The sequence below is a fragment of the Pseudoalteromonas luteoviolacea genome (assembly GCF_001696455.1).
GTDB lineage: Bacteria > Pseudomonadota > Gammaproteobacteria > Enterobacterales > Alteromonadaceae > Pseudoalteromonas > Pseudoalteromonas luteoviolacea_C.
On record NZ_MAUJ01000001.1, the window covers coordinates 1,050,575 to 1,070,796 of the forward strand.

A 20,222-nucleotide genomic window follows, 5' to 3' on the forward strand; every position below is an offset into this window, starting at 1 on the left:
TTTCAAGTCAAATCGGACAACACCCCCTGTGAGTAAAGCGCTGGCGTCAAAGTGTGCGCCTTCGTTTGCAAGAAACCCCATCACCGTCGGCTCTGCGCCGATTGAAAATTCAGCCGTGGCACCATGTTCAGCATCATCTTGTTGCTCCGAAGGGGTCGAACCACCGCAGCAATCCCAAATGGGCCAGTTGCTGTTTTGCCCGTCTTTGAATAAAGTCAGAGATTGTGGCTGAGGTACTGAGCTTTGGTTGTAAATAAGTACGTTGTCTAGTCTAAATACGGCACCTTCGCCAGTTCCCCAAGCAGGAAACACCATCACAACATCAATCGCAGTGACATCTAACCCTGCAGCGACCAGACTCTGCAAAGAATATGTGTACGTTTGCCATTGACCAATCTCAGGCGCTTTACCCTCAATGCTTGCTGATAGGTCAAGCTCTACCGCTGTAGTCGCATCCATAGATTCAATCTTAAACTTCCAAACAGAGTCAGCGTTCGCAGGCGCATTGACGACCTTCATTTCGAATTGAATCACACCGGATTGTAAAAAGGCGGCGCTGTCGAGATACACCCCATCATCTGCAAACAAACCTACCACGGTTGGTTCAGCGCCAATGGTATATTCGGCAGTCATACCGTGTTGCGCGTCGTCATTTACAATCATTGGTGTCGTGCCACCACAACAATCCCATAGCGACCATTGTGCGAGTACATCATCTTGAAATAGCACATGCCCTTCGAAAGCAGGTGCTTCAGTTGGTTGATAGAATTTTAAATTGTCTACGCGATAAAGTGCGCCCTCGCCCGTGCCCCAAGCTGGGAAAATCATCACGACGTCAATTGCACTTACATCTAAACCTGCAGTTGCTAAATCAGCCAGTTTAAACGTATAGGTTTGCCATTCACCCGTTACAGGTGCTAGTCCCTCGATGCTGTTAGTAAGATCCAGCTCTGCCGCCGTCTCTGCGTTATTACTTTCTATCTTTAATTTCCAAACAGATTCCGAGTTATCAGGCGCATTGACGACTTTCATTTCGAATTGAAACATACCATCGGCAAACATAGACGAGGCGTCAAATGGCATTGGAGAAACACCCTCTTCGATATTATCGACACGCGAGATAAAGCCTAATACAGTTGGTTCACTGCCCACAGAAAACTCGGCGACATTACCATGCTCAGCGTCATCTTCTACTATTTGTGGTGTTGTACCGCCGCAACAATCCCACAAAGGCCATGCTGGATTCACAGCCTCTTCAAAAATAACAAAAGATTGAGGTACCGACACATTATCACTGGCAATACGCATGTTAGTAACTTGGTATACCGCACCTTCACCACTGCCCCAGGTTGGAAAAATCATTACTGCATCGATTGCACTCAGGCTAAGGCCACCATTAGCCAGCGCTTGTAATGGAAACGTATACGTTTGCCACTGGCCAAGTGTAGGCACTTGGCCTTCAACGCTGGTGGTTAATGGCACTTCAACGGCCGAAGACGCATCAACGCTCTCAACTTTTAACAACCACGGCGTATCAGCAGCGCTTGGCAAACTCACGACCTTCATATCAAAGCTCAGCGTGCCGCTACTGAGCAGTGGGCTTGCATCAAAGGGCGTAGCTGTGCCCGCTTCATCAGTAATAAATGCCTCGCGAGAAATGAATCCATTCACGGTTGGGCTTTCTCCAACCATAAACTCGTAGACTGTGCCTTTTTCTGCATCCTCGACTAAGCCAGGTGTAGAGCCCCCACAACAATCCCAAGCCGGCCAATTTGGATTTGGCGTGCCAGTAAAGATATCTAGATTCTGAGCAATGCCAGAAGAAGGAGGAATTGGTGTGGGTGCTTTGCCCTCCACCAATGCGTCATCTAAGCTGTCAAACCCACCGCGGACGGTGTCGCAACCTTTACCGGTTTCCGGGTTGATTTGGCATTGATACACACGCACATAATCGATTTCAAAATGTTGACCATCGGCAAAGGCAGACGCATCGACACCTAATTCATTGACACTTTCTGGCCAATTTCCACCTACCGCAAGATTGAGCAACATATGGAATTCTTGGTCATATGGCGCATTGTCCCAATGGGTTTCTAACTCGCCAGAATCTTGCCCAAAATACTCTGCGAACCATCCGCGATAAATGAGCCCAACGGCGTCGCCATCACCATTATAAAGCGCTTGCGAACGGCGCTGAGTTTGGTAAAGGTGGCCATCTACATACCAACGAATTTCCCCTTCTTGCCACTCAATCGCATAAGTGTGAAAGTCATCAGCGGGATTCATCTCATTGGGCAAAAGATATTCTTTACCACTTGATTCGTTGTCTGGCCAATCTTTGCCATAATGCAATGTGCCATATACATGGCGCTCTAAAGTCCCATCTTTTCGTTTTGCTTTTAGGTTAACCGACTCAACAACATCAATTTCACCAGATTTTGGCCACCCACCATATACTTCATCCGTTGGTAAAAGCCAAAATGCTGGCCAACTTCCCTGGCCAGATGGCAATTTTGCACGAACTTCAAAACGTCCATACTTGAAATCTGCTTTGTTTTTTGAACTCAATCTCGCTGATGTATAGGGCTTTTGCTCTCCATCTGCGGCGGGTAGAGCCACAATATGAAGAATGCCATCTTCGACATAAGAATTCTCATTGCTATCTGTATAACACTGTTGTTCATTGTTGCCGCCGCCGTCACAATTGACTTCATGCAGCCATTTATTGGCATCAATGGTGTCTGTGTCGAACTCATCACTCCATACGAGTTGCCAATCAGATACGGGAACTTCTGGTGATATTTGGCTGGTATCAGTGTTCGTTTCAGCGCCCCCGCCACACCCTTGCAGTGTCGCACTCAGCAGGCAAACGCCAAACACTTGGTTTACTGTTGGTTTCATTTCATCACTTCCACATTTGCTCACAGTGTGATGTTCACCTTAAAAGCGAACATCACACTGTGAGCCTTGGCACATTTATCGTTGTCATTTGGCCAAATGCATTTATTTTAAATGCAAATTAAAAATGTAAATTTGGCAGTTAAAATATTGATAGAAAGATAATATTGTGACAATTAAAATGCGCTATCGCGGTGCAATTTTGCGTCAATGCTGGTGCAGTTGCACCGCGCACGATAAGACGAAACAATTACACGATGAAATGTGAGACATAAGGGTTACAAAAATGCATCCCCCACCCGTGATTTCAACAATGACTTCAATGCGTCACTATAATTTCGGCTCACTTTAAGCCTAATATCTCCCCCTAAATCCAACATCGATTCATTATTTTTAAGTGTGGTAAAACTTTTAACAAAATTCACATTTACTAGGGTAGATTTGTGGATCCGCGCAAACGATCCGTTATCGAGCTCTTCGCTGAGGCGCTTGAGCGTGATCCGCACAACGTAGTTTTCCTTCTCTGTGTGAATACACATGTAGTCTCCGGCAGCATCGACCCACATAATGTCGTCAACACGCAAGAACACTTGCTCGTTATCGTGGTTTTTGATCAGTAATTCATGTCTCGGTTTCGTTGGAAATGGCGCACTTTCTTTATCAAGCCACTCTTGTAACTGCGCAATACTCAACCCAGAAGATTCACCTAATGCTTTTAACAACTTGGCTTTTTCTTCACTTTTAGGCGTATGTTTTGACTCAGCAAGGGTGTCGCGTATTCTATCCACCGTTTTTTTCAATCTGCCCAGATTTACGGGCTTCATTAAATAATCCAACGCGTTGAGTTCGAAAGCCTCAATCGCATAATCGCTGTATGCGCTGACAAATACAACCAGAGGCATGGTGTCTGATTGCAGCCCTTGAACCACTTCAAGGCCACTGAGCCCCGGCAATCTTAAGTCAATAAAAAGCACGTCAGGTTGATGCTCATGACATAAACGAATTGCATCATCGCCGTCAAACCCTTCTCCTACCACCTGAATATCAGAGATGTTTTCGAGTCGCAACTTCAACCCCTCTATGGCTAGAGGTTCATCATCAACCAATACCGCTGTAATCATATTTAATCCAATTCTTATTTTTCTATCACAAAAGGAATAACCATCGTGACGCGAGTTTTTGTACTGCCATTCTCAACACTCAGCTGGCATGGCGTATTAAAAAAGGTGTCTAGACGCTCTTTGGTGTTACTTAAACCAATTCCAAACCCTTTCTCATAGGGTTTATCTGATTCCCCACCTTCATTTTCTACCAAGATCTCTAACTGCGCCTCGTGTTTAGTCACGCTAATATCTATGACATTTTGTTTTTTTCTCGCCTCAACACCGTATTTAATCGCATTTTCGACGATTGGCTGCAATATTAATGGTGGCAGCCTTGCCTGTTTTGAGTATGGGTCTACGTCATAATTTACATTGAGTCGCTCGCAAAAACGCACCTTCTCTATACTCAAGTATAAATCTAACAGTTCAAGTTCTTTGCCAAGATAGCTGGCATCTGATGCGTCATGCTCAAGCGATGCACGAAAGAAATCACAGAGTTTGTCTAACATCTCTTGTGCCATGTCATTCTCCTTTTTCATAATCAAAGTAGAAATGGCATTCATCGTATTAAACATAAAGTGGGGATTTAACTGATACCGGAGCATCTGAAGTTGGGCATCTTTGGCGGCTGTTTGGGCTCTGAGCAACATTTCATGCTCTTTTTGCAAACGGGCGTTGTATAACATAATGAAGAATATGGCTGTCCATACAAACATGGTAGAAACTGAAAACAAAAACCAGCCGCCAAACTCAAGCATATTGAGCTCTTGATACCAAACTTGATGATAAACAATGGTTTTGTATGATGCCAGCTTGATGACATTAAACACCAAACCAAGGACAGCGGCGCTAGCAAAACTCGCAATCAAAGTGCGCTTAAGCGGCCAATGTACAATTCGCCTTATAATCGACCACTGTAAGAAAGACAAAATGAAGCCACAGATCACCTCAACAGATAAATTAAGCAACTGACCTCTTAAGTTAAAATCGTTGTCGTCAAACTGCGGGTGAATGATGGAAATGAACACCACCATTGTATATCCGAGCCACCCAAGGATCTGTAATGACCAAAACTGGTGGCTTTGTTTTGAAAAGGCCTGGAGCGAAATTGTCAGTTCTGACTGGGTTGGTGTATTCATTATTGTTGTTCGGTGTAAACTCTTCCAATTGCAGTATAAGCGCACACCATAGAGGAACCCAAATCAGCAACAGCATAATTGAGCGCGCTCAAATGAAAATTTAAATATATGAATATTATGAATTTATAGAATATCCAAAACAAAAAACAGCTTTACTTGAGTAAGCATTGTGAAAAGTACAAATAAAAACGCCCCCAACCAAAATGGCCGAGGGCGTCTAAAACAGGTAAACCTATTTAAAAGTTAGGGCAAATTAAGCTGATTGCTTACGCTGCGCTTCTTTTTGAGCCTGCTTTTGTTCTTTACGTTGACGAAGCGCTTCTTGTGCTTCATGGCCGATGTGGCCCTCTCCGCGCTCTTTAGCTAACTCCATTTGCTTTTGGCGTTCAGAAAAACGCGCTTTTTGCTCTTCAGTCACATTGTCATAGCAGTGATGGCACGATACACCTTCCATGTACTGCTCTAATTCCATTTCTTCTTCAGTGATTGGCATACGACAAGCGTGACATTGCTCGTAAGAACCTTTGTTCAAGTCGTGATCGACCGCTACGCGGTTGTCGAATACAAAGCATTCACCTTCCCACATTGTCTCTTCTTTTGGCACATCTTCTAGATACTTAAGGATACCGCCTTCAAGGTGATATACCTCTTCAAAACCTTGCTCTTTCATGTAAGCAGTTGATTTTTCGCAGCGAATACCACCAGTACAGAACATTGCTACTTTTTTGTTCTTCTTAGGGTCTAGGTTTTTTTCAGCCCACTCAGGGAACTCACGGAAAGTTTTGGTTTTAGGATCTACGGCGTTTTTGAAAGTACCAATCTCGATTTCATAATCATTACGCGTATCGACCAATACAACTTCAGGATCAGAGATAAGTGCATTCCAATCTTCAGGCTTAACATAAGTACCCACCACTTTCTTGGGGTCAATACCATGCACACCCATGGTCACAATCTCTTTTTTCAACTTCACCTTAGTACGGTAGAACGGACATGTTTCGTCAAAAGACTCTTTATAAACAATGTTGTCCAGACCAGATTGCTTGTCCAACCATGCAAGTAACGCATCGATACCTTCACGTTTTGCCGCCACAGTACCGTTAATACCTTCTTCAGCAAGTAGCAAAGTACCACGTACTTCGTTCTCTTCCATTATTTGCAATAAAGGTTGACGGATCTGTTCAAAGTTAGGCAACGAAACGAACTTATACATTGCACAAACAACATAAGGTTTAGTCATAATAATTCTCTTTTATAAGCTTTAAAACAACCTACACTTAAACACGACGCGTAGGCACAAACCGAATCGTAAATCCGGCGCTGAGGCGTGTATTTTACGGATTTATAAAACAAATGCAAAAAGCATAGAATCAAGTGCTGAGTTTTTATTCCAAGTGATTAAAACGAAAGCAAAAACAATTTTAAACTAAGATTTATATAGTGCCTTTGTCTGGCTCTTTGCTATAATGGCGCGTTTTTTAGAATAATGACTGGAGAAAGTAACTTTGAGATTTTCCGAACTCGGCCTTGACCTTCGCTTTGAAAAGCAACTACAACATCAGGGAATTAATGAGCCTACTGAAATTCAAGCACATGCCATCCCCACAGCTTTAGCAGGCCACGATGTTTTTGCACAGTCAAAAACCGGTTCAGGAAAGACCTTGGCGTTTTTGTTACCCGCGGTACAGCGTGTAATGAAACAAAAAGCGCTGAGCAAACGCGACCCTCGTGTTCTCATTGTTGCCCCGACTCGCGAGCTAGCCAATCAGGTATTTGCCCAGTGCCGCTTATTAATTGCTGGTACGTCAATGACAGCAACCAAAGTGCTTGGCGGCGAAAACTTTAACGACCAAGTAAAAGCATTGCGTAAAAACCCACATTTTGTGATTGGCACGCCAGGTCGTATCACTGACCACCTTGAACAACAGTCATTACACCTTGCAGGTCTTGAGCTGTTAATTTTTGATGAAGCAGACCGTATGCTTGATTTAGGTTTTGATAAACAACTCAATGCCATTAATAGTCAAGCCGATCATCGCCTTCGTCAAACCATGGTATTTTCAGCGACATTAGAACATGCACAAGTTGAGCTTACCGCAAAAGCGCTATTAAAGTCGCCGAAAAAGATCCTACTAAGCGGCAGTAATGAAAAGCACGAAGATATTCAACAGGCGTTGTATTTTGCAGATCACCTAGACCACAAAGAAGCGTTACTTAAACACTTTGTGCAGCAAGATGACGTTGGACAATGCATTATCTTTACCGCAACGCGTCAAGATACTACGCGCTTGAGTGACTTACTGAACGAAATGGGAATTAAAGCCATTGGTTTAGCGGGTGATTTAGCGCAAAACAAGCGTCTTGATATTATGGATGCGTTTAGCCGTGGTATATATAAAGTTTTGGTCACAACTGATGTGGCATCACGTGGTCTTGATCTTTTAAACGTTACGCACGTCATCAACTTTGATTTGCCAAAACAAGCGGAAGAATACGTACATCGTATCGGACGTACAGGCCGCGCAGGCTTTAAAGGTACTGCGGCTTCATTAGTGGGTCCAAAAGATTGGAAGAGCTACCAAGCAATTGCACAGTATCTCAAAGAAAAGCTGACTTTCCACACCATTGAAGGTCTAGAAGGTAAATTCAAAGGATTTAAAGAAAAGCCTAAAAAACCAGCGTATAAAGGTAAAAAGCCTGCTGCTGGTAAAAAGCCTGAGCAAAAACGTAAGTTTACGAAAAAGCCTAAGGCACCTAAAAAGCCGATTGCAGCCCCATTTGACGTGGATGGCAACGCACCACTTCGTAGAAAACCAAAGCCAGCCGAGGAATAAACCATGCTAGGTACTAAGCAATTTTTAATGATTGAAGAGATCAGCGCTGAAGGCGCATATCTAGACGGTAAAGAGCTTGGCGATGTGTTTTTACCTTTGGATGAAAAACCTGAATATTTAGAAGAAGGCGACAATGTTGAAGTGTTCATCTATTCAGACAACCAAGGGCACCCTTGTGCAACCACAAAAGCACCGATCGCGCAGGTGGGTGAGTTCGCGCTGTTACGTGTGAAACAAATCAACAAAGTTGGTGCGTTCATGGACCTTGGGATTGCCAAAGACGTCCTTGCGCCTTACAACGAGCAAAAGCCAAAAATGCGCGAAGGCTACAGTTATCTGGTAAAGCTGTACTTAGATAATGCGAGTAAGCGCCTGTGCGCTTCGAGCAATATCAATAAATTTGTCAATAAAACCCCAGCAAACTACAGTAAGTTTGAAGAAGTTGACCTGATCATTGCCTCAAAAACCGACCTTGGCTATAAAGTCGTCATCAATGAAACCCATTTTGGTATGGTGTTTTTTAACACGGTATTCAAGCGTATGTACATTGGCCAACGTATGAAAGGCTATGTTAAGCAAGTACGTGAGGGAGACAAAATTGATGTGTTACTTGAAAAGCCAGGGATTGAGAAGATTTCAGGCTTAGGCGAGCAAATTCTAGCTAAGCTAGAAGAGAACAATGGGTTTTTACCACTGGGTGATAAGTCCGATCCTCAACAAATTAAGCAAGCTTTTTCGACCAGTAAAGCAAACTTCAAAAAGGCTATTGGTGGGCTGTTCAAGCAAGGCAAAATTGACATAGAAGCCACATCAATTTCGCTTCGTAAGTAATTACCCTTAGGTGATTTGAGCACTTTGCACAAATCACCTAATGAACCCTATCAAGCCCTACTATATATCAACTCTGTTTAGCGTTTAAAGTCGTCAATATAAAGCGCAGCAATATTGTCTACAAATTGGATGGGCAACGCCCCCACTAAATTTGTTAATACTACAATCGACACATTATTTTCAGGGTAATAAATCATAGATACCGCATTGCCACCACTTGCGCTCACCGCTGGGTGATGCTCGCGGTCTAATACTTGCCAGCCAATCGCATAGCCATTTTCGAGCTTACTAAAGCCTTCTATTTTGCCATTGTTTAATTTGATTGGTGCCCAAAGCAGTTTGGTATTCTTAACGAGCTTGTGTGACTGAAGTGCGATTAAATAATGTGCAAGCTCAGTCGCGGTTGAATTCATACCCGCAGCCGTTCTCATCATATAGGAAAAATGCCCGTAGATATTAACGAAGCGCCCGTCTTTATGTTCATACAAATACTGACGAGCTTGATTTTTTATCACTGGCGTCATGTATTCGAAACCCGACTTTGCTGTCAAATGCATACCGACTGGCTTTAATTGATGATCGGTTATAAATTCAACAAAACTCCCATCCACATATTTGTCGATGATTTTTCCAATAATGACGTAGCCCGTTTGGTTGTAATCAAAGCGCGTGTTTATGTCAGATATCATTGGCAACGTTTGTACCTTTTCCCAAGCCGCTTTTGGATTTCCCCTTACAATCAAATCAATGTAGTAACCGCTTAGTATTTTCGGTAAGCCCGATGTATGGGCCATCAAATGCTTGATCTGAATTTTATGCCAAGCCTTTGGTAACTCCGGAAGATGCTTGCCGATTTCGTCATCAAGGCTAATCACGCCCTTTTCCACCAGCTGTACGAGCGCTACACCTGTAAAGGCTTTGGTCATAGAGTTAATGGAAAAAACGGTATTGTTAGTTACTGCAATATCATCCTGCAAATTTGCGACGCCATAGCTTTGCGTTTTTACAATCTTCTTATCTTTAACGACAGCGAGTTGTAAACCAGGAATATTGCGCTCAGCCATTATTTTTGTAATAAGCGCATCGACTTCATCTGCTTTTACTAGTTGAGATGTAAACAAACTAACCGCTAAAAGCAGAGGAAATTTGAGTTTTTTTAATGGTACAAAGCTTATGTTCATAGATTTCTTATTTTTTGTTTGATGGTGATACATTAGTAATAAAAACAATAATGTTTTCAATTAATAACAAGATATCGCTTTTTTATTAGAATGAAAGTTAAAAGCTGGAAATATGAAAATTAAAATAACTATTCAGTAGGTATTTCATGAAAAGAGCTAGGATTTGTGCGATCCTAAGCTCGTTTTCAGTTTAGGTGTTATTCAAAATGTAGATTAGAGCTCTTTAATCTGATCTAATGAAGTAACGTTAATTTCGGTTAGAAAAAAGTAGCTACGCATCTTTTTGCCATTAGACGTTAAAAAAACCTTCTTGCGCTTTGCTTCGCCGGTCACTTGAATCTTTTTGTCTAGGAAATAAATTTTGGGACTTAAGCCTTCTTTTCGTATGAATGCCATGACCACTTTTGGAGACAAAGCAATGCTTATTGAACGCCTATCTCTGAAATTTTCCTCAGTATTTAAAAAAACTTCGCCATCTACTTTTCCTGAGCCTTTAATCTCAAACTCAAATGTGCCGCTTACACCATGAGGCGCGTTTGCTTCAGATGCCGCAATCAATTCCATTGTTTGCTCTGATTTATAAACAGTAGAACTGCATGCACCGAGTAACAATGTCAGCGCAATTGGTAAAAATTTCATTGTTAAATCCCTTTCAGTATAATTGTTCCTATTTATTATACTTGCAAGGAAGTACGATAAACCAGTGTGCGTGTGTATGTTTAATATAAACTTTATATTTCAAGAAGTGGCAAATTAAAATCGGATGGGCATGCTATTACTGACTTATTGTTGACGCTCAATACGCTCTATTTCTTGCCATAAAGAATCCGCTTCTGCGGTGAGCATGGCATACCCTCTAATATCTCCATTCCTCTGCGCATGCATTGCTTTTTCAAGCAATATGCTGTGTGATTTTCTCAATTTTTTTGTTGGATTGGATTTAAAAATACCAAACATGTTGCATCCCTCGTTAATTGCTTCGCTTTCTTAAACGAAGCAAAATTCGGTAGGGATCACCGCATTTGTTAAAGAGCGATAACTGACTACTTTTTCTCCGACCAGACGGCAAACTCATTGCCACTAGGCTCTTTGAAGTGAAAACGACACCCGCCAGGGAAATCAAAAATCGGCTTTACTATCTCACCACCATGCTTCACCACCTTATCAAGCGTTGCCTGGATATTATTACTGTAAAAGACCAATAATGCACCGCCTCCGCTTGGATGACTGTACATGTCCGCCTTGTAAAACCCGCCGTCTAAACCTTGGTTTGAAAACGCCGTATATTCTGGCCCATAGTCAACAAACTCCCATGCAAATACAGAATTAAAAAATGCTTTAGTCGCGCTCAAATCATTGGCGGCAAATTCTACGTAATTTAGTTTTTCATGTTGGTGCATAATAAACCTGTCTATTTTCTTATTTATTTTTGAAGCTCAGTAAACTTTTACCGAATTTCGATTTATGTATTCCAGCATAACCGCATACTAACGCCAACCTTGACAGTAAAACAAGCTGAACCGAACTGCCATAAATTACGTTTCAACATGTACACTCCACCATTTAGGTTTCTTAGAAATGTACGAGTGAGCAGTTGGGCGTAATTCTTTTCGATTAGGTTGGTCAAATGTTCCCAAAACCAGCGCTACCACAGGGGCATCATCAATCGCACCTATTGTACTACCGCATTTATCACAGAAACAGCGAGATGACTATTCAGAGGAGCGCCACTGTTTAGGCACACTCCCCTGACCAACCCAAGCGACATTGTCTTTTTCAAATTCGACCCATGCCTGCGTTAACGAACCACCGTGACGCTGACACATTTTACATGAACAAGTATGAGGATTTTTTGGAGGACCAGACGCCTCAAATCGAATATTGCCACACAGACACCCTCCTTGATAAACCTTTGTCATCCGAGTACTCCTTAATTATCGTTATCATATAATACAGAATAAAGGCCTTTACATTATACAAAAGACGCTTTTGACAGACTCAGTCAATTAACGATGGATAATTTAGTTATTCCAGTGCTTTTTTGTCTAATCTAATTTAAACCCACCGACAGCTTGCCTTAATCTATCCGCGCTGGCCATTGCTTGGTCTGCAACAGATTCGTTTTCAACGGCAGTGTCAAAGTTTTCGCGAGTTCCCTCAGACATACGTGTCAGATTGCTGCTGATATCGTCTGTCACCTTACTCTGCTCTTCTGTTGCTGTTGCTGTTTGCAAAGCCATATCAGACACCCGTTGAGACGCAGTCGCTATTTGGCCTAACGACTCTAGCGTTTGTGCGGAACAATCCACCGTAGATTGTGTAGAGTCATTGCCTTTTTCGATTGAGGTAACCGCTTGCCCAACACCCTGCTGTAAATTTGCGATCATCTCTTGGATGTTTTCTGTGGACTGCTGCGTTTTGCTGGCAAGTGTTCTCACTTCATCTGCCACAACGGCAAACCCTCGGCCCTGCTCACCCGCTCTCGCAGCTTCAATAGCTGCATTGAGCGCTAACAAGTTAGTTTGCTCTGCTATGCCGCGTATCACATCAAGCACTGAAGTAATATTGGTAGAATCTTCAGACACTTTAGATATCGTTTGAGAGGCGGTTGCGATAATCTCCGAGAGCTGATTGATCTCTGTAACAGTTTTATTGGTGACTTTTGTACCTTCATCGGTCAGTTGATTCACATCTGCAAGATCCTGCGCCGTTGAACTCGCATTTTCAGCAACTTCCTTAATCGCATAAGACATCTCATTCACTGCGGTTACAATGACCTCAATCGCCTGCAGTTGATTAGAGCAAGTGTCATGAATGCTTTTCGAGCCTTTCTCTAAAGCTTCCACACCATTGGTAACAGCCACTGTCTCATCAACAATCGTGCGAATTAACTCGGACAAACCAGCAACAAAGTTGTCAAACTCCCTAGCTACATCACCCAATTCATCTTCACGTGTCGAGTTGATTCGTTTCGTCAAATCACCATCACCTTTGCTCATATCTCGCAATTGGTAAACGAGGTCATTAAGTGCATTAGCCATTTTCTTCGGAGCAATCATGCCGATGGCGATGATCATACCAATCACAATGGCACTGAAAATCAGGATCACAGTTAACGTACTATTCACCTCACTGATGGACTCTGAACTAACGCGACCACTAATGTTATCAGCCGCCTCACCGGCCACATTGAAGTAGTCTCTAAGCGCATTAAAACTTTGACTCGCAGCACCTTCACTTTGCTCAATAGCAGCGCCACGCTCACCCTGACGAATAAGGTCGAAGACTTTTTGTGAGTCACTTAACCAAGCTCGATATTGGCTATCAAATCCGCTTAATGGTGCGAGCGCACTGGGGTATTCTGCCATGAGACTCCGGTACCTATTCATCCGATCTAACGCTTGCTGCGCGTTTTCTTGATAATCTGCATATAGCTTTTGATAACCTGCTTGTAAGTCCGTTATATACAAAACATGTTGTTCAGCAGATAGTGCTTGATACAAGTCTCTGTCAGCATTGATAACAGCTGAAATAGCTGGGTTAAACTTATTGCCCACTTCATCCAAACTTTGTTCGGTCTTACTAATAAGATATAAATTTATTAAGACAACAACGACAAAAAACACAGAAATCGCAATGAAGAGAAGTGAATATTTTACTTGGAGGCTTTTCAGGTTCATAAATGGCCACTATTTGTATGGTACCTCATACAAATATAGTAAGTAATACTTACTTTTCAGCTTTGATATGTACAGCGCTTTAAAGAATTTGGTCGCACAGTTTCTGAGTCTGAAATGCAAGAGACCAATGTGGAGACAATCATGCTATTTTAAAAACTGGTTATTTTATTTGTGCCCGCTGAAACAACGGCTCCAACTTACAACTCCTTATTCGATTCAATTATTTAGAACTAGAATTTTGCTTTGTCATAATTGATTGAACCACTACGCATTTCCTATAAGGGGATCGGTGGCCCATTGCCACCAAGTTAAGAAAATTAATACCACTCTATCTGAGAGCCTAATTAAGATACGTGTAAGTGCAATTTCATTACCGCTTGGTAATCACTCTTTTGCAACGTCGCCTAAAACTCAAGCCCTAACTTATTAAGCGCCATTTCACATTGCCCTGCATCTTCAAATTGAATTGCTTCAATGCCCATCGCTTTTGCCCCCGCTACATTGTGGGGCATATCGTCAATAAATACGGTTTCATTTGCATTTAGGCTGAATTGTGTCAGCAACGCATCATAGATAGCGGGTTGAGGTTTGAGCAAGCCCAAATCTGCCGACACAATCGCACCTTCAAATAATGGCCAAAATTGATAGGTTTCCTTTAAATAGTCAACAATTTCATGGACATTATCCGTGAGTGCATAGACTCGATAGCCTGCTTTTTTGACTCGCTTAATCAAAGCCTCTGTATTGTACACAGGGATCAATGAATGCTTGATGTAATGGAACAAGCGTTCGCAATCTTGCTGGCTCAAGCCAAGCTCCTTTTGATACCTCAATTTTGTCTCTTGCTCGGTCATTAAACCTTTGTTTAAATCCAACCAAATATCTGAGTGAAACACCTTTTCAATTAGCCCATCCTTAGGGCATGTCTTCCCAAAGGTCATACTTATAATGTCTTCTGGGGACCATCGAACTACCACATTTCCTATATCAAATACAACATTTTTAATGGTGGTTTCCATATAACTTCCTTTTTAGTAATTGGCGCAAATAGGCTTAAAAAGATACTACTGTACACACTTTAATCGTGCTACGGGAAATAAGTATTACAATGTAAAATCTGTAAGGTATGTTGAGATAGCAATTGCCAGATTTGGTTAGATGACGTTTATTCTAGAGCTGGGTCATATTTTATAGTAGGCCAACTAAGGCCTACAACAAGGGTTAAGGACTGCTAGAGTGTGGGGGATATTAGCAGTTATCTGAATAGCACTGCCAAGAAACAGGACACTTAACAGTTGGTAAGCAGCCCAGAGAATCAAGGCCTTGACCACCACCGATCTGAGGCGTTTGCTGCGGGTTAAGCGCTTTGTTTGAAGTGCTTAAGTTTTTGACTTTCTTTTTACTAAGTTTAAGTAACATATTAATTTCCTTTGGTTAGTTACATTCAACGCGCTCACAATATCAGGTTTATATATTCAATCAAGATCTTTTTATTGGATTTTTTATTTAAATCAACATGAGATTAAGAATCATACAACCTTTTAAATTCGATTAATCGACATTAAAATACTTATGAATGTATTCATTTTGAGCACATTTAACAATCTCTTATCTTAAACTGGAATAATTTACCAACTGGAAGTGCCGGCCCTTGCATAAAGATGAATACTTTTTGATGAGGATAAAGCGATAAATTTTTTCGCTAATCTGTTATTCGTTGGGGCTTTATCAAGAGTTTTGCCGTTGAGAAGTCGACGTACCTTTGAACAGAAATCGGATATCGCAGAAAAACTGGGGAAAAAAAGTCGTTTTAAAGGTGGTGGATACTTGGTTTTATTAGTAGATTGTGAGGTGCAAGGAGTAAAATTACAGGGCATGACTCATGCCCTGTAATTTCGTCAGGATTAGAGAGATAAACCGTTTAATAGCTCATCGTCTACATTGTTTGCCAATGTGACCTTTAACTTAGGTGTTCTTTCCATCTCACGTTTGATTGCGAAATTGGCTTCTTCGTTACGTGCCCAACTACGACGTGCAATACCATTGTTGACATCAAACAATAACATTGACTTCAAACGGCGCTCAGCATCACTTGAACCATCAAGCAGCATACCAAAACCGCCGTTGATTACTTCACCCCAGCCAACACCACCACCATTATGAATAGACACCCAAGTCGCGCCGCGGAAGCTATCACCAATTACGTTGTGGATAGCCATGTCTGCGGTGAAGCGGCTACCATCATAAATGTTAGACGTTTCACGGAATGGTGAATCCGTACCACTCACATCATGGTGGTCACGACCTAAAACTACCGGCCCGATTTCACCGCGTTCAATGGCATCGTTGAAGGCTTTCGCAATTTTCATACGCCCTTCTGCATCTGCATATAAAATACGTGCTTGAGATCCAACAACGAGCTTATTTTGCTTCGCATCATTGATCCATGTGATGTTATCTTGCATCTGCTGCTGAATTTCTTCAGGTGACTCAGCCATGATTTCTTCAAGTACTTTTGCAGCAATTGCATCCGTTTTATCTAGGTCTTCAGGTTTGCCAGATGTACACACCCAACGGAATGGACCAAAGCCATAGTCAAAACACATCGGGCCTAAAATATCCTGAACATAAGACGGATATTTAAAGTCGATACCATTTGCGGCCATCACATCGCCACCAGCACGGGATGATTCAAGTAAGAATGCATTACCGTAGTCAAAGAAGTAAGTACCCTTGGCAGTATGCTTATTGACAGCATCTGCATGACGCTTAAGCGTTGCTTGTACTTTTTCTTTGAAGACTTCTGGCTCTTCACGAATTAGACGATTTGATTCTTCGTAGCTGATGTCAACTGGGTAATAACCGCCTGACCAAGGATTGTGTAATGATGTTTGGTCAGAGCCTAGGTGGATGAAGATATCTTCTTCTAAAAATGATTCCCACACATCAACGACATTACCAATAAACGCGATCGACACCACTTCTTCGCCAGCTTGTGCTTTTTTAACACGCGCAACTAAGTCAGGCATGTTGTCAACCAGCTCATCAACCCAACCTTGCTCATGACGCTTAATCGCCGCTTTAGGGTTTACCTCTGCACATACCGTAATACAGTTAGCAATATTACCTGCTTTAGGTTGAGCACCGCTCATGCCACCAAGACCAGCTGTTAAGAAAATCTTACCTTTTGGACTTTCGCCTTTCTCAAGCACTTTACGGAATGCGTTCATAACGGTAATTGTCGTGCCATGTACAATGCCCTGAGGCCCAATGTACATGAAAGAACCCGCCGTCATTTGACCATATTGAGTTACGCCAAGTGCGTTGAACTTTTCCCAATCGTCTGGCTGAGAGTAGTTCGGGATCATCATACCATTTGTAACAACTACACGTGGTGCATCTTTTGACGATGGGAATAACCCCATTGGATGACCTGAGTACATGTGAAGCGTTTGATCTTCTTCCATTTCGCTCAGATATTTCATCGCTAATAAGTACTGCGCCCAGTTTTGGAATACCGCGCCGTTACCACCATAAGTGATAAGCTCTTCTGGGTGCTGTGCAACTGCTGGGTCTAAGTTATTGTCAATCATTAACATGATTGCCGCAGCTTGCTCACATTTAGCTGGGTAGTCTGAGATTGAACGCGCTTTAAGCTCATAGTTAGGCTTAAAACGATACATATAAATACGACCAAAGTCTTTGAGCTCTCGTGCAAACTCAACTGCAAGCTCTTTGTGCCACGCTTTTGGGAAGTAACGCAGTGCGTTTCTGATTGCTAGCTGCTTTTCATCAGCGCTTAAAATATCTTTACGCTTTGGCGCACGGTTTGCCCCTGCCGGATATGGCTTTGCTTCAGGTAATTCGCTAGGGATCCCCTGCTTTATTTGTTCTTGAAAATTCATGTCGGATTTCCTTAGTTCACTGTAACCGTAAATGCTTGTGACTTAACAAACTCAACCATAGCATCGATGTCTGGCTTAAGTAGTCTGTCTTCTTCAAGTTTCGCGACCTTTGTACGGATCAAGGCATGATTCTGTTCAATAATATCTGAACATGTATTCGGACGTCTAAAATCAACAGCTTGCGCTGCATACATCAACTCAATAGCAAAAATCTTTTCAAGGTTACCCAAGATTTGATTGAATTTACGACCTGAAATACTCCCCATTGATACGTGGTCTTCCTGGCCCATCGACGTCGGTACACTGTCAGCAGATGGCGGGAAGCATAGTGATTTGTTCTCTGTTACCAAAGCCGCAGTCGTATACTGAGGGATCATCATACCTGAGTTTAGACCACCAGACGTGGTGAGCAATCGAGGTAGTCCGTGTAAGCCTTCAAGTAGTAAATAACAGCGACGGTCTGAGATATTACCAAGCTCTGCTGCTGCAATTGATGCGTAATCAAGTACCATAGCTAAAGGCTGACCATGGAAGCTACCACCAGAGATGGCTTCTTCTTCACTGATCACAATTGGGTTATCTGTCACAGAGTTCATCTCTGTCTCAGCAAGCTCTTTTAAGTGGTTATATGCGTTACGAGACGCACCGTGCACCTGAGGAATACATCTTAATGAATATGGGTCTTGAACGCGATCGCACTCTTCATGATCTGCCATGTTCTGTGAATCTTTGAATAAATGACGCATGCGTTTTGCAACTGCAATGTTACCTTCAAATGCACGAATAGAATGCAGTTCTTCACGGAACGGTTGCTCGCTGCCCTGCATGCCTTCAATACTCATAGCGCCTGCAACATCAGCAAGATCTAGTAGGTAGCGCATTTTGGTCAAGCCAGTAATAGCGTGAGATAAAATAAACTGAGTACCATTAATAAGCGCAAGGCCTTCTTTCGAGTCTAGGTCCATTGCTTCTAGGTTATTGTCTGCAAGTACTTTAGCCGCAGGTTGTATTTCTTCACCTACCCAAAATTCACCTTCACCCAGTAGTGGTAAGAACAAATGAGACAGTGGCGCAAGATCACCAGATGCACCTACAGAGCCTTGCTCTGGCACAACAGGAATAATGTCTAACTCAATAAACTTAAGCATACGATTAACCACTTCAAGGCGAATACCTGAAAAGCCTTGGCTTAATGCGTGTACTTTAGTGATAAGCATCAGCTTAGAGATAGACTTGGCGATTGGGTTACCAACACCTACAGCATGCGTGATAAGTAGGTTTTTCTGTAGTAACTTGGTTTCTTCAGGAGAAACTTGTGTATCACACAACGGGCCAAAACCAGTATTAATACCATACACTGCTTTATCAGACGCAGCCATTTTGTCTACACGTTGACGGCTCTTGTTAATTTTATCTAAAGCTTCCTGACAAAGCTCCGCTTTAATACTGCCATCGGCAATGCCGTTTACAATATCAAGGTTCAGACGATCAACACCATATCTAAACGTCATCATATTCTCCTAAATACTTGTGCTTCTTTAGCAACCATGTGCTTTGATGACGCAATGTTAGCTTGCCGTAGATGTTTTATAAATGCATAATAATCGTAATTCATTCCAGATTTATCAAACTTAAAAGTCTGACGGATGAACACCGAAACTTTGTTGCACAAATGGTGTTCAATTGTCTGAAAAATAAAGTGGTAACCAATTTAAAAGGCTAGATAAGTGCAAGTTCATGACGTTGATTTACGACTACTCAGAATTTTTGTTGCCATCGTTGAGTGCGGTGGACTCTCCGCAGCAGAGTCTAGGCTTAATATTGGCCGCTCGACTATTAGCTCACATCTCTCGGATCTCGAAGTTAGACTGGGCATCAAACTTTGCAAGCGCGGTCGAGGTGGCTTCGAATTAACTGAGCCCGGTCGCGTAACTTATCAAGCCTCCTTAGAGTTACTGCAACAATGCGAAGCTTTTGCAACCACTGTTGCCAGCTCCAAAAACGAACTTTCTGGACGTGTAACAATAGCAACCATTGATACGATGGTCAGCGATCCGCGTTGTGGCGTTGCTCGCGCAATTTCTACTTTAAAAGCTAAAGGCGGTAACATTCAATTTGAAATTAATGTTTGTGAAGCAAGAGAAGTCGAAACATCGGTCATTAATGGCCGTTCCTTAGTAGGTCTCGGTGTCAGTCGTCATCATTTAAGAGGTTTGGATTACTACCCATTACATGACGAAACCAACTTTTTATACTGTGCACAAGGCCATCCTTTATTTGACTGTAAAGATTCTGACATTACTAAACTGCTAAAACGAGCGGAAGTCGTCACTAGTAATTACATGCGAGATAAAGAAACACGAAACGATGGCTTAAACTATCAAAATAGCGGTATTGCGTATCATGATGAAGGGATAGCGCACTTGATTTTATCAGGAGAGTTTATTGGTTACTTACCAGAACACTACGCCAGCTATTGGGTTGATAAGGGTTTATTTAAAGCTATTTTACCAAAAAAATATTCTTATAAGATTCCGGTTGTATTGATCACTGCAAAGAACAGCAGTATGTCACCGCTGGCCAATGCAATTATTGAAGAACTTAAAAGAAGTCATGCTGTTTTACAAAACAGCTAAACTCGTGAATGGATT

General features: G+C 42.2%; 16 protein-coding genes and 1 pseudogene. 3 read left to right on the forward strand and 14 right to left on the reverse strand.

What is annotated here, in order from left to right; all coding sequences use genetic code 11:
• Window positions 1-246: 246 nt before the first annotated feature.
• The 4 genes and pseudogenes from A7985_RS04480 to trhO form a co-directional block, all read right to left on the reverse strand.
• Window positions 247-2,901: pseudogene (locus A7985_RS04480) on the reverse strand (family 16 glycosylhydrolase); the annotation flags it as partial.
• Between the two features lie 275 nt (window positions 2,902-3,176).
• Window positions 3,177-4,019 carry a LytR/AlgR family response regulator transcription factor gene (locus A7985_RS04485; protein ID WP_065789192.1) on the reverse strand — a complete coding sequence of 281 codons (843 nt, stop codon included), beginning with the start codon at window positions 4,017-4,019 and terminating at the stop codon, window positions 3,177-3,179.
• A 14-nt stretch (window positions 4,020-4,033) separates the two neighbouring features.
• Window positions 4,034-5,140 carry a sensor histidine kinase gene (locus A7985_RS04490; protein ID WP_065789195.1) on the reverse strand — a complete coding sequence of 369 codons (1,107 nt, stop codon included), beginning with the start codon at window positions 5,138-5,140 and terminating at the stop codon, window positions 4,034-4,036.
• 253 nt (window positions 5,141-5,393) lie between these two features.
• The gene (gene trhO, locus A7985_RS04495; RefSeq protein WP_065789197.1) at window positions 5,394-6,380 is read right to left on the reverse strand and encodes an oxygen-dependent tRNA uridine(34) hydroxylase TrhO; all 987 of its coding nucleotides are present in this window, start codon (window positions 6,378-6,380) and stop codon (window positions 5,394-5,396) included.
• Window positions 6,381-6,645: 265 nt separating this feature from the next.
• Between trhO and A7985_RS04500 the strand changes: the two genes are divergently transcribed.
• Together A7985_RS04500 and A7985_RS04505 are read left to right on the forward strand one after the other, a co-directional pair.
• The gene (locus A7985_RS04500) at window positions 6,646-7,974 is read left to right on the forward strand and encodes a DEAD/DEAH box helicase (RefSeq protein WP_063373801.1); all 1,329 of its coding nucleotides are present in this window, start codon (window positions 6,646-6,648) and stop codon (window positions 7,972-7,974) included.
• Between the two features lie 3 nt (window positions 7,975-7,977).
• Window positions 7,978-8,805: a CvfB family protein gene (locus tag A7985_RS04505; RefSeq protein ID WP_065789199.1), complete on the forward strand. Its 828-nt coding sequence runs from the start codon at window positions 7,978-7,980 to the stop codon at window positions 8,803-8,805.
• Window positions 8,806-8,882: 77 nt separating this feature from the next.
• Here A7985_RS04505 and A7985_RS04510 read toward each other — a convergent pair whose 3' ends face one another.
• The 10 genes from A7985_RS04510 to hutH form a co-directional block, all read right to left on the reverse strand.
• Window positions 8,883-9,986 (reverse strand): serine hydrolase domain-containing protein, encoded by a 1,104-nt coding sequence (locus tag A7985_RS04510; protein WP_065789201.1) that lies wholly within the window; start codon window positions 9,984-9,986, stop codon window positions 8,883-8,885.
• Between the two features lie 213 nt (window positions 9,987-10,199).
• Window positions 10,200-10,625 (reverse strand): hypothetical protein, encoded by a 426-nt coding sequence (locus tag A7985_RS04515; protein WP_065789203.1) that lies wholly within the window; start codon window positions 10,623-10,625, stop codon window positions 10,200-10,202.
• 144 nt (window positions 10,626-10,769) lie between these two features.
• On the reverse strand, window positions 10,770-10,943 hold the full coding sequence (locus A7985_RS26180) for a DUF6435 family protein (RefSeq protein ID WP_141685261.1): 174 nt from the start codon (window positions 10,941-10,943) through the stop codon (window positions 10,770-10,772).
• An 86-nt stretch (window positions 10,944-11,029) separates the two neighbouring features.
• The gene (locus A7985_RS04520) at window positions 11,030-11,386 is read right to left on the reverse strand and encodes a VOC family protein (protein WP_065789205.1); all 357 of its coding nucleotides are present in this window, start codon (window positions 11,384-11,386) and stop codon (window positions 11,030-11,032) included.
• Between the two features lie 312 nt (window positions 11,387-11,698).
• Entirely contained in the window at window positions 11,699-11,905 is a 207-nt protein-coding gene (locus A7985_RS26815) for a GFA family protein (RefSeq protein WP_256096642.1), read from the reverse strand.
• 126 nt (window positions 11,906-12,031) lie between these two features.
• Window positions 12,032-13,666 (reverse strand): methyl-accepting chemotaxis protein, encoded by a 1,635-nt coding sequence (locus A7985_RS04530; protein WP_065789206.1) that lies wholly within the window; start codon window positions 13,664-13,666, stop codon window positions 12,032-12,034.
• Window positions 13,667-14,070: 404 nt separating this feature from the next.
• Window positions 14,071-14,685 carry an HAD family hydrolase gene (locus tag A7985_RS04535; protein WP_065789207.1) on the reverse strand — a complete coding sequence of 205 codons (615 nt, stop codon included), beginning with the start codon at window positions 14,683-14,685 and terminating at the stop codon, window positions 14,071-14,073.
• A 229-nt stretch (window positions 14,686-14,914) separates the two neighbouring features.
• Window positions 14,915-15,085, reverse strand: coding sequence for a hypothetical protein (locus A7985_RS26370; RefSeq protein WP_155732892.1), 171 nt, complete (start codon window positions 15,083-15,085; stop codon window positions 14,915-14,917).
• 485 nt (window positions 15,086-15,570) lie between these two features.
• The gene (locus A7985_RS04540; RefSeq protein WP_065789209.1) at window positions 15,571-17,571 is read right to left on the reverse strand and encodes a urocanate hydratase; all 2,001 of its coding nucleotides are present in this window, start codon (window positions 17,569-17,571) and stop codon (window positions 15,571-15,573) included.
• Between the two features lie 11 nt (window positions 17,572-17,582).
• Complete coding sequence (gene hutH, locus A7985_RS04545; RefSeq protein WP_065789210.1) at window positions 17,583-19,082, reverse strand: histidine ammonia-lyase; 1,500 nt, start codon at window positions 19,080-19,082, stop codon at window positions 17,583-17,585.
• Window positions 19,083-19,298: 216 nt separating this feature from the next.
• Here hutH and A7985_RS04550 point away from each other — a divergent pair, with 216 nt between their 5' ends.
• Complete coding sequence (locus tag A7985_RS04550; RefSeq protein WP_065789211.1) at window positions 19,299-20,207, forward strand: LysR family transcriptional regulator; 909 nt, start codon at window positions 19,299-19,301, stop codon at window positions 20,205-20,207.
• The last annotated feature ends 15 nt before the right edge of the window (window positions 20,208-20,222 follow it).